The sequence below is a fragment of the Emticicia sp. genome, from assembly GCF_049241225.1.
Classification (GTDB): domain Bacteria; phylum Bacteroidota; class Bacteroidia; order Cytophagales; family Spirosomataceae; genus Emticicia.
Map to the genome: position 1 here is coordinate 1 of NZ_JBMLRC010000191.1, position 13,381 is coordinate 13,381.

The following is a 13,381-nucleotide window of genomic DNA, read 5'->3' on the forward strand; positions in this document are numbered from 1 at the left end:
GTATAATTGGCCGCTCCACTTACTGCTCCCCATGTTAAATTCGCCGAAGTACTTGAAACATTACTACTAGTTAAATTAATTGGAGCTGAGCACGTTGTACTCCCTGTAGTACTAAAAGAGGTGGTTGTCGAATATCCCGAACAATCACATTTTACTCGCCAATCATAACCTGTTCCGGCTGAAAGACCACTTAAACCAGTCGATGTGGTAGTAAAACTACCAAGAGTTGTCCAAGTTGTGGCACTTGTTTTTTTGTACTCTACCGAATAATTGCCACCATTAGGAACTGCATTCCATGATAAAGTAGCTGTATTATCTGTAATATTTGAAGTTTGCTGTCCAGTTGGAGCTGCAGAAGTGTTTGTTATGCTCAGGCATGACGCATTAGCAACATTCGAACGAATCAAATTTCCTGGAAGTGGTCCAAAACCATTTGCAAAGTTAATCCCAGTGCTTGTTAGGTGGCAATAACTCATAATTGTTCCACCGTTCGTTGGAGTTGCTCCTGTAGCAGCACATCCACCTTCAGGTGCTACACAGTTATCGATCGGCCCAGTGGTTCCATCTTGACGTACCCAACCACACCATTGTGTATGATTTGAGCCAATATTATGCCCTATTTCATGAGTTACACACTCTACTGTCCATGAATAAGTTGGATAGGTAGCATATGTATTAAAAACCATACTTACAGCATGGGCAAATGATTTTGTACACAATGTACCAACATAAGCAATTCCCCCTCCAAGATTTCTAGTAGTAACAAAATGTGCTAAATTTCCATTGAAATTTGCTCCTTTATTGGAATTAAATGCTTGAAGAACACTCGAAGTAGAATTTAATCCACGATATGGGTCAGGAGTAGACCACACAAAAATCTCTGAAATTTGAATATCAATATTCTCATTTTGATAAATCGTAGCAACTTGATTAAAGAATGCAGTTACATAATTCGACACATTAGAAGCACTAGCACCATTATCTAAGTACATTTGATAATCACATTCAAAATATACCGAAACCGTTTTACATCCGACTCCAGCAGTCGAGGCAGCTTCCCTCAATTTAGATTCATTTAACCTAAGGCCTTTATTTAAAGATGGGTTATCAGAACTACATGAAAAAGGGGAACTTCCTACTAAGTCATCAACTTTATAAAAAATGTGCTCAGTTATCGATTTCTTTACTTTACCAATTTCATATTTTCCTGTTTTATCAATAATAAAACCTCTAACTTCATTTTTATAAATACTTAATGCAACCAACGACTCTGGATCGCCCTTCACAACACCTCTGTAATGGACTCCTTCATCATTTTTGGGTATTATAGTAAATGTACTACTTGCTGAAACTTTGAAATCCGATGTAGTGAGTCGTATTTGAGCCATTTCCACGGTCAGTGGTAAGGCATTTCCATTAACGGGTAAATTCAGTACGAGAGCAGGGCGTGGGTTTTGCCAAAGATCAAGCAATTTTAAAACATCAACATTGATTACTGTTCCCTTTTTTAACTCGGAAGTAACTACTAATCCGTTGCTTGAACGAACAAAACTTTCTTGTGAAAATGGAGTTGTCTTTTTTACTTGATCAATCCATTTGTTGACTTCTTTCTGAGCAAGGGAGGGTAAAGCCCAAAAAGGCATAAACATTAATAGCATTAATGTTTTTCTAAAATAGAAGTTTCTCATAAATAAATTTTATAGTATAAACTCAATAACAATTATTATAGCACACATACGGAATTTCGAACGCTATGGATTTAAGACAAATACTATACCGCGAAATAAAATTTTATGTCATCGTAAAGATGCTTATGAGAGAATATTACAAAACAAGAAGAATAAAATACAGGAATTGTACAACAAATTAAGTAATTTTGCGACTTATCAATAAGAATAATACAATTTTATCAGCAAATTACAGGAAATGACAAGAAAGAATAACTTATTTCTTGTGGGTAAGAATTAAAAATAGATAACTTATGATGGTTATGACATTACTAAATTTATCAATAATTATGCCAATAAACAACAAACCTTATAATTATTAAATAAATAAGTACTAACAAACATACTTTGTATTATTATTGAGTCTTTAACAATGACAGCTCCAGCTTTTTTTAAGAATTATTGAAATAATATAAAAATATCACTAAATGTTCATATAATAAATATTTTTAAAAAAAATGACCACTTTAAATACCGTAAAAAATTACTACGATTGTTTTAATAACAAAGATTGGCAAGGTATGTTAGCTCTCGTACATCCCGAAATCAAGCACCAACCAAATCAGGGGGAAGAGCGTATTGGGAAAGAATTATTTGCTGACTTTTTGAAAATGATGGACGAGTGTTATGAAGAAACGCTCACTGAAATAGTGCTTTTAAGCGAACCTACTAATAACCGTGTAGCAGCCGAATTTGTAGTGAATGGCATCTATAAAAAAGGAGATGAAGATTCGCCAGCAGCTCACGGGCAAAAATATGTATTACCAGCTGGTGCATTCTTGGAAGTAAAAGATGGTTTAATCACTCGTGTAACTACTTATTATAACCTCCCACTTTGGATTAAGTTGGTTTCGTAAAAATGACTCAGCTTTCGTACATAAAAAAAACAGGTGCAGAAATTGCATCTGTTTTCGACGACCTCGCACAACTCCGTATTACGGTTTTTAGGGCCTTCCCATATCTTTATGAAGGAAGTATTGCCTATGAAAAAGAGTATCTCAAGGTTTATTCTTCTTCGGCCCATGCCTTTTTATTCGCTGTTTATGATGCCGATAAAATGGTAGGAGCAACTACTTGTATTCCATTAGTCGACGAAACTCCCGAAGTTCAAGAACCATTCATAAATGCGGGTATCGACCTCTCAAGCGTATTTTATTTTGGTGAAAGCATTTTACTGCCCGAATATCGTGGCATTGGTTTGGGACATCGTTTTTTTGATGAAAGAGAAACTCATGCAAAAAAATTCGAGAGTTGTCAGCTTACAAGTTTTTGTTCGGTTGTTCGTCCAAAAAATCATCCATTACGACCTGCCGATTACCAGCCTTTAGATGAATTTTGGAAAAAACGGGGTTATCAGCAGACTCCCACATTGACATCTCAATTCGATTGGCTTGATATTGGAGAGCAACATTCTACACAAAAAGAAATGATTTATTGGACAAAGCAAATAACCAAAGCATGAGCAGCATTAGAGTAGCAGCAGCACAGTATCCGATTACACAGCACAAAAGTCTCGACCACTGGCGATTACATACTGAGCAGTGGATAGCAAAAGCGGCTCGACAAAATGCCGAAATATTGCTTTTTCCAGAATATGGCTCGATGGAGTTGGTGAGTTTGTTTTCTGATGAAATCCGTGCCGATATTCGTTGGCAAGTTCGTGAACTTGATTCTCTCAAAGCCGATTTCTGTGAAACTTTTACTACACTTGCCCGAAAGTATCAAGTGACTATCATCGCCCCGAGTTTCCCTGTTCTCGAAGCTGATAAAATTTACAATCGTGCTTTCGTTTTTACTGAAAAAGGCTTAGTTGGCTTCCAAGATAAGTTTTTTATGACTCGTTTCGAAAACGAAGAATGGGGAATTAACTCAGGCCCAAAGCAATTGACAGTATTTGAAGCTGATTGGGGAAGTTTTGGGATTCAGATATGCTATGATGTTGAATTTCCGATTGGTTCACAGTATTTGTGCGAAGCTGGAGCATCGCTTATTCTTTCGCCAAGCTGTACCGAAACTATCAGAGGGGCTACACGCGTGCATGTGGGTGCCAGAGCAAGAGCTTTAGAAAATCAATGTTTCGCAGCAGTTTCACAGACGATTGGCAATGCAGAATGGTCGCCTGCAGTAGATGTAAATTATGGTTTTGGAGCTTTTTATACAACCCCAGATAAGAATCTTCCCGAAGAAGGAATCATTTGCAAAAGTGATATTCAAAAAGAAGGTTGGTTAATTGAAACACTTGATTTTGAGAAGATTAGACAAGTAAGAGCCGACGGACAGGTGTTTAATTACAAAGATTTACAAAGATTAAACACACAATTTATAAACGAAGACATTAAAATTTTGCGGGTGCAAATCTAAAAGACACATTTTATCTGTGCCACCCTATTCATGGCACAGATAAAATGTGTTTCTATAAAAATCCAGTTAAACCAATTTTTACTACAATCTGATTAGTACTGGTCAAAACTTGCTTAAACGATGTAAGGTACGAGCTATTAATCTCAACACTATTGGGTTTCACTATTCTGGTAGCATCAGCTTGTTGATAATACAGGCCAATATCAAGATATGAGTTTTTTAGTTGCCCCGATAGCTTGATACCCAGCCCCACTCCTGCTCCATAATTTGGCACCAATTTATTTACTGCTTTCAAAATTTCAGTTTCATCTTGTCCGAACTGTTCCACAACAGCCGTCCGAATAATTTTCGGTCCAAAAAACGCATCGGCATACGGATTAATTTTTGAACTCCACAAAATCGGTCGGTAACGTGCCACACCATTCAGCCAAAAAGAATAATTAGCAACATAAAATTCGCCTAAGGCATTACTCACAAAGTCTTTATCTCTACCGTTTGACTGAAACCCCGCTTCAAATCCATAAAAAACAGTCGAAGCCTTTTTTCTTTTGTATGGGTTCATTAGGCCACCTATCACAATCCCTGCTTTTGTGCCAGCATTATCCGCTTCTTTCAAAATTTTGTGGTAATTACCCGTAGGATTCCCCAAACTGAGAGATACATACCACGAATATTGGTCTTCAAGATACCTTTCGGTTGTCTTTTGGGCCATTACACTGATAATCAAGCAATTAAATATAAGCAAAAGTATTACTCTTTGTTTCATATTTGGTTGTGTAAGTGATTTGAAACTAAGCTACTTGGCAGTCAAATACGCAAAAGGAACAATCATCTCTTCGATTGAAATTCCACCATGCTGGAATGTATCACGATAATGGCTTACGTAATGGTTATAATTGTTGGGGTAAGCAAAGAAATAATCTTCCATCGTAAAGAAGTACGCCGTCGAAATATTCGGTTTGGGCAACATGAATGTTTCGGGCTTACGTACCACCAAAATATGGTCAGCTTTATCGTCTAAATTCAGGTTTTTACCTTGCTTGTATCTAAGGTTGGTATTCACGTTTCTATCACCAACGATACGCTTCGGGTGTTTTACTTTTATCATTCCGTGGTCGGTCGTGATAACCAAACGGCCTTTTTTCTCAGCAATTTTCTTCAATAAATCTAATAATGGAGAGTGTTCAAGCCAAGATTTTGTGATTGAACGATAAGCCGACTCGTCGGGGGCGAGTTCTTTAATCATGCCCATCTCGGTGCGAGAGTGCGAAAGCATATCCACAAAATTATAGACAATAGCTACCAACTGGTTTTTCAGTAAGTTATTGAAATTATCAACCAAACTTTTTCCTTGAGCCGTATTCAGAATTTTATGATACGAGAAACTAATATTCTGGCGGCTTTTCTCAATCTGACGTTTCAAAAACTCAGCTTCATTATTATTTAAAGCATCTTCGTTTTCACCTTCATCGTTTACCCACAAATCTGGGTGATATTTGGCCATATCAGAAGGCATCATTCCCGAAAAAATCGCATTTCGGGCATACGAAGTTGCCGTTGGCAAGATTGCGTAATAATCGCTTTCTTCTTCTACATTAAAATAATCAGAGATTACTTCTTCGATTACTTTCCATTGGTCGTAGCGAAGGTTATCAATCAATACGAAGAAAAGTGGCGAATCGTTTTTTACCAAAGGAAATACCTTTTGCTTCATCAACTGGTGCGAAAGCAGCGGTTTATCAGCCTTAGGGTCAGAGAGCCAATCTTCGTAGTTTTCTTCAATAAATTTACAGAAGTTTGAGTTTGCTTCGGCTTTTTGCATTCCGAAAACCTCTTCCATACTTTTATCTTCTGCCTTGTCGAGTTGTAACTCCCAGAAAATCAATTTTTTATAAATCTCCGACCATTCTTCGTGCCCGATACGGTCGTTGTATTGCATGGCCAAGTTTCTGAAATCTTGTTGATAACCCAAATTTGTTTTCTCCGAAATCAGGCGTTTGTTATCAAGAATTTTCTTAACCGAAAGTAAAATTTGGTTCGGATTGATTGGCTTTATCAAATAATCGGCAATTTGCGAGCCGATGGCATCTTCCATGATACGCTCTTCTTCCGACTTCGTAATCATAACCACTGGCAAATTAGGCTTGATGAGTTTTATCTTAGAAAGAGTTTCTAAGCCTGTCATACCGGGCATCATTTCATCTAAAAACACCACATCGAATCGCTCAGACTCAACTTTATCAAGTGCATCCGCTCCGCTCGGTACTGGTGTAACGTCGTAGCCTTTTGCTTGTAAAAAAATGATGTATGGTTTTAGTAAATCAATTTCATCGTCGGCCCAAAGAATATTATATCGCATAATTATATTACCCCCAGTTGCAACGGCGAACCGTCCTAAAGGGAAGTTATGGTTTAAATTGAATATGACTAAATTTTAATTTTTACTTTAACGGAATATTATCTTTTTTGTTGCCTGATAAATTCTTAAAAAATCATAAAAGACTTTTATTTAGCTTTTCTAAATCTTCGGGAGTGTCAACGCCAATACTTTCATAGTTAGTGATGGTGGCATAAATTTTATATCCATAACCGAGCCAACGCAACTGTTCGAGTTTTTCGGTGTTTTCGAGTGGCGATGGAGGAAGATGCGAAATTTGCTCCAAGACATCATTCCGATAGGCGTACAAACCAATGTGTTTATAAAAATCGGCATGGTCGAGCCAAGTTTCGGGTTCAAATCCACGCACATACGGTACCGTTTGGCGACTAAAATAAAGACATTGCTTACGCATCGTCAGTACAGCTTTCACCACATTGGGGTCGAAAAGTGTTTCGTAATCAGTTATCTTCTTGACAGCCGTGGCAATTTCGGTCTTAAAATCGAGCAGCTTTGCCATTTGGTCAATGGTTTCGGGGTCGATATAAGGCTCATCGCCTTGAATATTGATAATATAGTCAAACTTACTACCGCCACCTGCTTTTTGCAGAGCCTCAAAACAGCGGTCGGTTCCGCTTGGGTGGTTTTCGGAAGTCATATACGCTTCTCCGCCAAATGTCAATACGTGTTCTAATATACGAGCATCGTCAGTTGCTACCACAACTTTACTCAGACTTTTTGCTTTCAGAGCCTGTTCATATACTCGCTGAATCATACTTTTTCCGCCAATATCAGCCAATGGCTTTCCTGGAAAACGACTCGAAGCGAATCTTGCTGGAATTATACCGAGAATTTTCATAGGTTTTGTTGCTTGAAGAGGGCGAATTTACACCAAAAAAAAAATATATGCGTTAATCTGTCACAGAATCATTAAATTTGCATAAAATTGAAACAAATACCAGCAAAAATTAAGCATTTTGATGGGTATTCAGAATTTTTTCTCGTGCATTATAAAATTTAATTCGGCCTATATGTTTAAATTGTTTTTTTCCACAACAGCGTTGGTACTTATCTTTCTGAGTACCTACGGCAACCCTATCGATTCGCTGGGTATCGAAAAAAGAAACGGTAAAATTTTGGTTCAACACAAAGTTGAAAAAGGCGAAACACTTTATTCGATTTTGAAAAGATATGATTGTTCAGAAAAAGACTTTTTAGCAGCTAATAGTTCTTTCAAAAAAGGGTCGGCTATTGCTCTCGACCAAGTGATTGAAATACCACTTCAATCAAAGAAAGCGAAAAAAGCACCTGCAAAGGCTCCGATTGTAGAAATAATACCTGCTGCTCCTACCAAAGTTTCTGAGAAGAAAAATGTTGATGAAAACGGAATCGAAATCGTCGATGTACCCGAAGCAACTCCGAAAGAAAATCCTTCGGCAGAGAAAGTTAGTCAGGTTGATTCGGCAAAAGGAGTAGTAGCAAAAACAGATGCTACAAAAAAAGCAACGCCAGCCAAAAGTCCACTCAAAGGAAAAACACACGCGGTAGTTGCTGGACAAAATTTATTTACGGTTGCAAAACTATACAATGTAAAAGTTTGGCAAATCAGAGAATGGAACAGCCTAACAAACGATGCCCTGAAAGTAGATCAAGTTTTAGTGGTTGAAAAACCAGCGAATTTTGTAGCGAAAGTAGCAAAAAAAGATACCTTGAAACCTAAAGCCGTACAGGTACAAGCCCCTGCTGGTGATGTAGTTGTGAAGGAGAAGGAGAAGGAAAAACCTAAAGACCAAGCAGTTGTAAATAAACCAGTAGCCAATAAGCCTGCTGCTACTACGGTTCCGAATGCACCCGGTGGCAAGAAGTTTTCGGAGCAAGGGATTGCCGAAATGATTGATGCGGGTGCAAGTACTAATAAGTTTTTGGCTTTGCACCGCACTGCTCCAGTTGGAACACTCATCAAAGTTGCGAATCAAGCCAACGGCCAAAGTGTTTGGGTAAAAGTTATTGGAAAACTAAGCTCGGCGGGCGATGTAGTGATAAAAATTTCACCAAAAGCTTTCGAAAAATTATCGCCAAAAGACAAACGAATCAGAGCCGATTTGAGTTATAGTGTTAGTAATTAGTCCACTGTCGATAGTTTCCAGTCCACGGTGAAAGTAAAGTATTTATTATCTCAATTTGTACGCTTTTATGCAAACTAAGTCAGTCATTTGGACAGTTTTATTTTCTATCTTGTACCCTTTCATTACGGTATTTGGTTTCTTATTTACAGCCGTACTTGCCGTTTTTTCGTGGGTATCCAATAGTATTGTTTGGGTTTTGAAGAAGATAAAATCATAAGAAGCTTCATGAAGAATATTGTTTTGTGTATTTCTATTTTATTCGCATCATCTTGTCAAATACAAGTCAAAGGGCAATCAGCAGAAGAAGCATTTGAAACTGATAATGATGGAATAGTTGTTGAAAAAATTGATACCACAAACAAAGATGAAAACAGGTACAATCTCAATAATAAAATATACAAAGTAGGGAGAAAATTTAGTTTCAATTATCACTACGAAGATAAAAATGGTGACAAGTTTCTGATGACTAAGGGCAATGTAATAAGCGACCGAACCTATGATTGGAAATTTGAGAACATCAAAAATCAAGATTCTAGCTCAGTCAATCTAATCATTTTAAAGGTAAAGTCGGGTTTAAGCCCATTTATTCAGTATTATCCTGATTATAATCAGACAGTTATTCTTTACGATTTTCAAATGATAAATGGTGAGTTTTGGAATAATGAAATGACTGGCGTGATAGAAAACAGCAAAAATATTTGGATGCACCCACCAAGAATGGAGCTGTTCAAAATATTAGAGCTAAACCCTTTTCCTTATATAAAGGCACCTTATGAAGTTGGCAATAAATGGAATTGGCAACTCAATTTTGGAGACCACTGGGCTGATAAAAGATGGTTAGAATGGAAAGGTGGAAATTTGAATAAATACAATTACCAAATAATAGACAAAACGACAATTACTACAAAACTTGGAGATTTAGAGTGCTATGTCATTGACAGTGAAGCCACAAGCAACTTAGGTAGCACAAAACTAACCTCTTATTTCAATGAAACTTATGGATTTGTAAAACTCGATTATACCAATATCGACCGCAGCAAGATAGTTATCGAAATAAACGAAGTTTCTAGTTTCTGACAATTATATAATTTCCAAATAATGTCGCAAATCATTATTGATTTACTGAACGAAAAATATGAGTTGTTTAATCAACCAGACTTCATTCCGCACGACCCAATCAGTATTCCGCATCAGTTTAGCAAAAAGCAAGATATAGAAATTACGGGTTTTATTGCCGCTACCCTCGCTTGGGGACAGCGAAAAACCATCATTAATAAATGCAATGAGCTTATTGGTTTGATGGATAATGCTCCTTACGATTTCATCAAAAACCACCAAGATTCTGACCTCAAACGCTTTCTTGCATTCAAACACCGCACTTTTAATGCTACTGATACACTTTATTTTATAGAGTTTTTTAAGGATTTTTATGCAAAAAATGATTCTCTCGAAAATGCTTTTTCAGTAGGCTTAAAACCTGATGATGAAGATATTAAGGTTGGTTTAGAAAATTTTCAAAACGTATTTTTCAGCATAGAAGATTACCCTACTCGCACACGCAAACACGTAGCTACGCCTGCACGCAACTCATCTTGCAAACGCATCAATATGTTTTTGCGGTGGATGGTCAGAAAAGACAATAAAGGCGTTGACTTTGGTATTTGGAATAAAATAAAAACATCGCAGTTGGTTTGCCCCTGCGATGTTCATGTTGAGCGTGTTGCTCGAAAACTCGGTTTTATTACTCGCCCGAAACCCGACTGGCAAACCGCCGTCGAACTCACACAAAATCTCAAACAACTCGACCCAATCGACCCAGTGAAATATGATTTTGCACTATTTGGGTTGGGCGTTGAAGGATATATGTAAAAAACCCCTAACCCCTAAAGGGGAATATTTTTAAATCGTAAATCTCTTACAAGCCATATTTATCAAGCAAATAAACCAAGGCAGCCATCGAAGCGGCTCCGAGATTTAGTTCACGCTCGTTTACTGCTTCGAGCGTATCGGTTTTTGCGTGATGAAAATCGAAATAGCGTTGAGAATCTGGTTTAAAACCAATCAATAAAGTACCTTGCTGACCCAGCGGGCCAATATCGGCACCGCCACTTCCTCTCCCAATTTCTTTCAAATCATACGCCGAAAGTAGGTTTTTATATACCGCCACTTTGGCAATTTGAGCGTCAGTTCCCACCATTCCGAAACCCCTTGGTGTAAATCCTCCATTATCTGATTCGATTGCCGCAATGTGTTTTTCGTTATTTTGCTTAGCCAAATCGGCATATTTTGTTCCGCCACGCAAACCATTTTCTTCATTCATAAACATCACAACTCTAATTGTGCGTTTTGGCTTGATTCCCAGAGCCTTCAAAGCACGCAAAACTTCGATTGATTGCACACAACCAGCACCATCATCTTGAGCACCTTCGGCCAAATCCCACGAATCGAGGTGTCCGCCTACTACAATTATTTCATCTGGTTTTTCAGTTCCTTTGATTTCCCCAACTACATTATGCGAAGGAGCATCGGGCAAAGATTCACAACTTTGTTTGAAATAAAACTGCAATTTAGGGTTTTCTTTAAGCATTTTGCTCAATAGATTCGCACCGTTTGTACTGATTGCCGCCGTCGGAATCATCGGTACGCCCGTAGCATAACGCATACCACCCGTGTGCGGATTATCATCTTGAAGTGTTGTCATCGAACGCACAATTGCACCAACCGCACCATACTTAGCAGCTTGTGAAGCACCATTACCACGCTGATTGACAGCACCACTGTAAGCCTCAAACGTATTAATTTTTGTTGGGTCCATCGGGCGATTAAAAAGCACAATTTTTCCTTTCACTTTTGCGGTTCCGAGTGCTTCCAGTTCTTCAAAACTCTTTACTTCAATTACCTCAGCCTTTATTCCAGCGGCTGGCGTAGCTATCGAGCCACCCAATGCCGCAATCGGTACACTGATTTTTTGTTTGCCAGCTTCAATAAAAGCTGTTTCTTTCTGGCCACGTACCCAATGTGGCACCATTACATCTTGCAGGAATACTCGTTCAAAACCATAATCTTCCATTACTTTTTTGGTGTATTGCACGGCTTTTGCAGCACCAGCCGAGCCACTGAGTCTTGGACCAATTTTCTTGCTCAGATGCGTAAGGGTTTTGTAGGCTTCGCCCTTTGACAAAATTTCATTATAAATTTTTCGGATAACGAGCGAATCACTGTCTTGTGAAAAAGCGGAAAACGAACAAAAAAGAAGAAGTAAAATGTTTTTTTTCATGTTTCTATAATTCGGTAGGTTTAGTTTATTGATTAAGCAATTTAAAGAAAAATGATGAGTTTGACATTATAAATTGCATGTAAAGAGACAATTTTATTTTAAAAATATTTTTTTAAATACCCAAGTTATAGGAAATATTATTTTAGTTACAACTATTCTTAAAAAAGATATATATTTGTTAAATAAAAAACTTTTCCTAAATATGCTCGAAGCAAAAGAATCAGTAGTAGAAATAAAAAAAAATAAGTTAAAACAACAACTTTTGAAGGAATTATACCTCAACGGCCCAAATACTATCATTGATTTAAGTAAAACGCTACATTCAAGTCCACCATCAGTTAATGTACTTTTCATCGAATTAATGCAAGAAGGCTGGCTTACGGAAGTCGGAACGGGCAACTCAAAATCAGGTAGGAAACCTGTGCTTTACGGCCTCAATGCGGGACATGGCTATATCCTGACTTGGCTCATCAATAAATTCGATAGCACAATCATACTATATAACCTCAAAAATGAGGTTTGTGCAAAGAAAAAATTCAAACTACAAATTGAAAATAACACAGCTTACGGCACATTTATCTTAGAAAAATCAATAGAATTTCTAAAAAAAGAGGGTTTTAGTGCCGAAAAAATATTGGGTATCGGTATCTGTATGCCAGGGTTGATTGATAAAGAAACTGGCTATAATTTCTCTTATCCTACCAGCGAAGGTAAAGCCATTAATATTCTGATGAGTGAATATTTCAATGTGCCGTCTTATACCTTAAATGATGCAAAAGCCATAGCTTTAGGCGAAAAACGCTTTGGTTTGGCTCATGACTACAATAATGTGCTGGCTATCAATATCGACTGGGGTGTAGGTTTAGGAATTTTAATTGACGGCGAGGTCTTCAATGGGACTTCGGGCTTTACGGGCGAACTCGGACACATACAAGTACGTGGTGCGGGCGAGCTATGCTCATGCGGAAAAATCGGTTGTTTAGAAACGGTAGCAACCGCCCAAGTGCTTATCAAAAGAGTAAAAGAAGAATTACAGAATGGTCGAGTTTCAAAGATTGTGCAATTGACGAAAGGAGATATTGAGTCGGTCAACGAAGATATGATTATTGCTGCCACTCATTCGGGCGATGAACTTTGCATTGATTTACTCAACGAAATCGGAACAGAACTGGGCAAAGCTCTTTCGATTGCAGTACATTTATTTAATCCAGAATTGATTTTGGTTGATGGGCTTTTGGCAAAAGCCGATAAATTTATCACGATTCCGATTGAGCAGGCAATCAATAAATATTGTCTGAGCGAGTTTAAGACCAAATTATCGGTCAATACGTCCCAACTCGACGAATCAGCGGGCTTTTTAGGCACTTTCTCGTTTGTTTTAGAGCATTTATTTGATGAAGTGTAGAGGTTTTACAATTAAGAATGTAGAATTAAGAGTTTAGAATTTGATTATTAGCAAATTGCATAGGAATAGTTTTTCGTTCTACATTCTTCATTCTACATTCTTCATTCT

General features: G+C 37.7%; 12 protein-coding genes. 7 read left to right on the forward strand and 5 right to left on the reverse strand.

What is annotated here, in order from left to right; translation table 11 throughout:
• Nucleotides 1-1,688 (reverse strand): M12 family metallo-peptidase (locus tag ACOVO2_RS10720; RefSeq protein WP_421769964.1); only part of this gene is annotated, 1,688 nt, incomplete at its 3' end.
• A 497-nt stretch (nt 1,689-2,185) separates the two neighbouring features.
• Between ACOVO2_RS10720 and ACOVO2_RS10725 the strand changes: the two genes are divergently transcribed.
• Genes ACOVO2_RS10725 through ACOVO2_RS10735 form a run of 3 tightly spaced genes read left to right on the forward strand, consistent with a single transcriptional unit; the run spans nt 2,186 to nt 4,088 of the window.
• Entirely contained in the window at nt 2,186-2,584 is a 399-nt protein-coding gene (locus ACOVO2_RS10725) for a nuclear transport factor 2 family protein (protein ID WP_421769965.1), read from the forward strand.
• A gap of 2 nt (nt 2,585-2,586) precedes the next feature.
• Nucleotides 2,587-3,189: a GNAT family N-acetyltransferase gene (locus ACOVO2_RS10730; RefSeq protein WP_421769966.1), complete on the forward strand. Its 603-nt coding sequence runs from the start codon at nt 2,587-2,589 to the stop codon at nt 3,187-3,189.
• Nucleotides 3,186-4,088, forward strand: a complete 903-nt coding sequence (locus ACOVO2_RS10735) for a carbon-nitrogen hydrolase family protein (protein ID WP_421769967.1) — start codon at nt 3,186-3,188, stop codon at nt 4,086-4,088. Before ACOVO2_RS10730 ends, ACOVO2_RS10735 begins: the two co-directional genes overlap by 4 nt.
• 52 nt (nt 4,089-4,140) lie before the next feature.
• On the opposite strand, the gene ACOVO2_RS10740 is transcribed toward ACOVO2_RS10735, so the two are convergent.
• The 3 genes from ACOVO2_RS10740 to kdsB all read right to left on the reverse strand — a co-directional run bounded on the left by ACOVO2_RS10740 (nt 4,141) and on the right by kdsB (nt 7,324).
• Entirely contained in the window at nt 4,141-4,854 is a 714-nt protein-coding gene (locus tag ACOVO2_RS10740) for a hypothetical protein (RefSeq protein WP_421769968.1), read from the reverse strand.
• A gap of 30 nt (nt 4,855-4,884) precedes the next feature.
• On the reverse strand, nt 4,885-6,447 hold the full coding sequence (locus tag ACOVO2_RS10745) for a PglZ domain-containing protein (RefSeq protein ID WP_421769969.1): 1,563 nt from the start codon (nt 6,445-6,447) through the stop codon (nt 4,885-4,887).
• A gap of 133 nt (nt 6,448-6,580) precedes the next feature.
• Nucleotides 6,581-7,324: a 3-deoxy-manno-octulosonate cytidylyltransferase gene (gene kdsB, locus ACOVO2_RS10750; protein ID WP_421769970.1), complete on the reverse strand. Its 744-nt coding sequence runs from the start codon at nt 7,322-7,324 to the stop codon at nt 6,581-6,583.
• A gap of 172 nt (nt 7,325-7,496) precedes the next feature.
• Here kdsB and ACOVO2_RS10755 point away from each other — a divergent pair, with 172 nt between their 5' ends.
• The 3 genes from ACOVO2_RS10755 to ACOVO2_RS10765 all read left to right on the forward strand — a co-directional run bounded on the left by ACOVO2_RS10755 (nt 7,497) and on the right by ACOVO2_RS10765 (nt 10,460).
• Nucleotides 7,497-8,591, forward strand: a complete 1,095-nt coding sequence (locus ACOVO2_RS10755) for a LysM peptidoglycan-binding domain-containing protein (protein ID WP_421769971.1) — start codon at nt 7,497-7,499, stop codon at nt 8,589-8,591.
• Between the two features lie 225 nt (nt 8,592-8,816).
• Nucleotides 8,817-9,668: a hypothetical protein gene (locus tag ACOVO2_RS10760; RefSeq protein ID WP_421769972.1), complete on the forward strand. Its 852-nt coding sequence runs from the start codon at nt 8,817-8,819 to the stop codon at nt 9,666-9,668.
• A 21-nt stretch (nt 9,669-9,689) separates the two neighbouring features.
• Nucleotides 9,690-10,460: a TIGR02757 family protein gene (locus ACOVO2_RS10765; protein WP_421769973.1), complete on the forward strand. Its 771-nt coding sequence runs from the start codon at nt 9,690-9,692 to the stop codon at nt 10,458-10,460.
• A gap of 46 nt (nt 10,461-10,506) precedes the next feature.
• Here ACOVO2_RS10765 and ACOVO2_RS10770 read toward each other — a convergent pair whose 3' ends face one another.
• The gene (locus ACOVO2_RS10770; protein ID WP_421769974.1) at nt 10,507-11,868 is read right to left on the reverse strand and encodes a M20/M25/M40 family metallo-hydrolase; all 1,362 of its coding nucleotides are present in this window, start codon (nt 11,866-11,868) and stop codon (nt 10,507-10,509) included.
• A gap of 175 nt (nt 11,869-12,043) precedes the next feature.
• On the opposite strand from ACOVO2_RS10770, the gene ACOVO2_RS10775 reads away from it, so the two are divergent.
• Nucleotides 12,044-13,273 carry an ROK family protein gene (locus ACOVO2_RS10775; RefSeq protein WP_421769975.1) on the forward strand — a complete coding sequence of 410 codons (1,230 nt, stop codon included), beginning with the start codon at nt 12,044-12,046 and terminating at the stop codon, nt 13,271-13,273.
• The last annotated feature ends 108 nt before the right edge of the window (nt 13,274-13,381 follow it).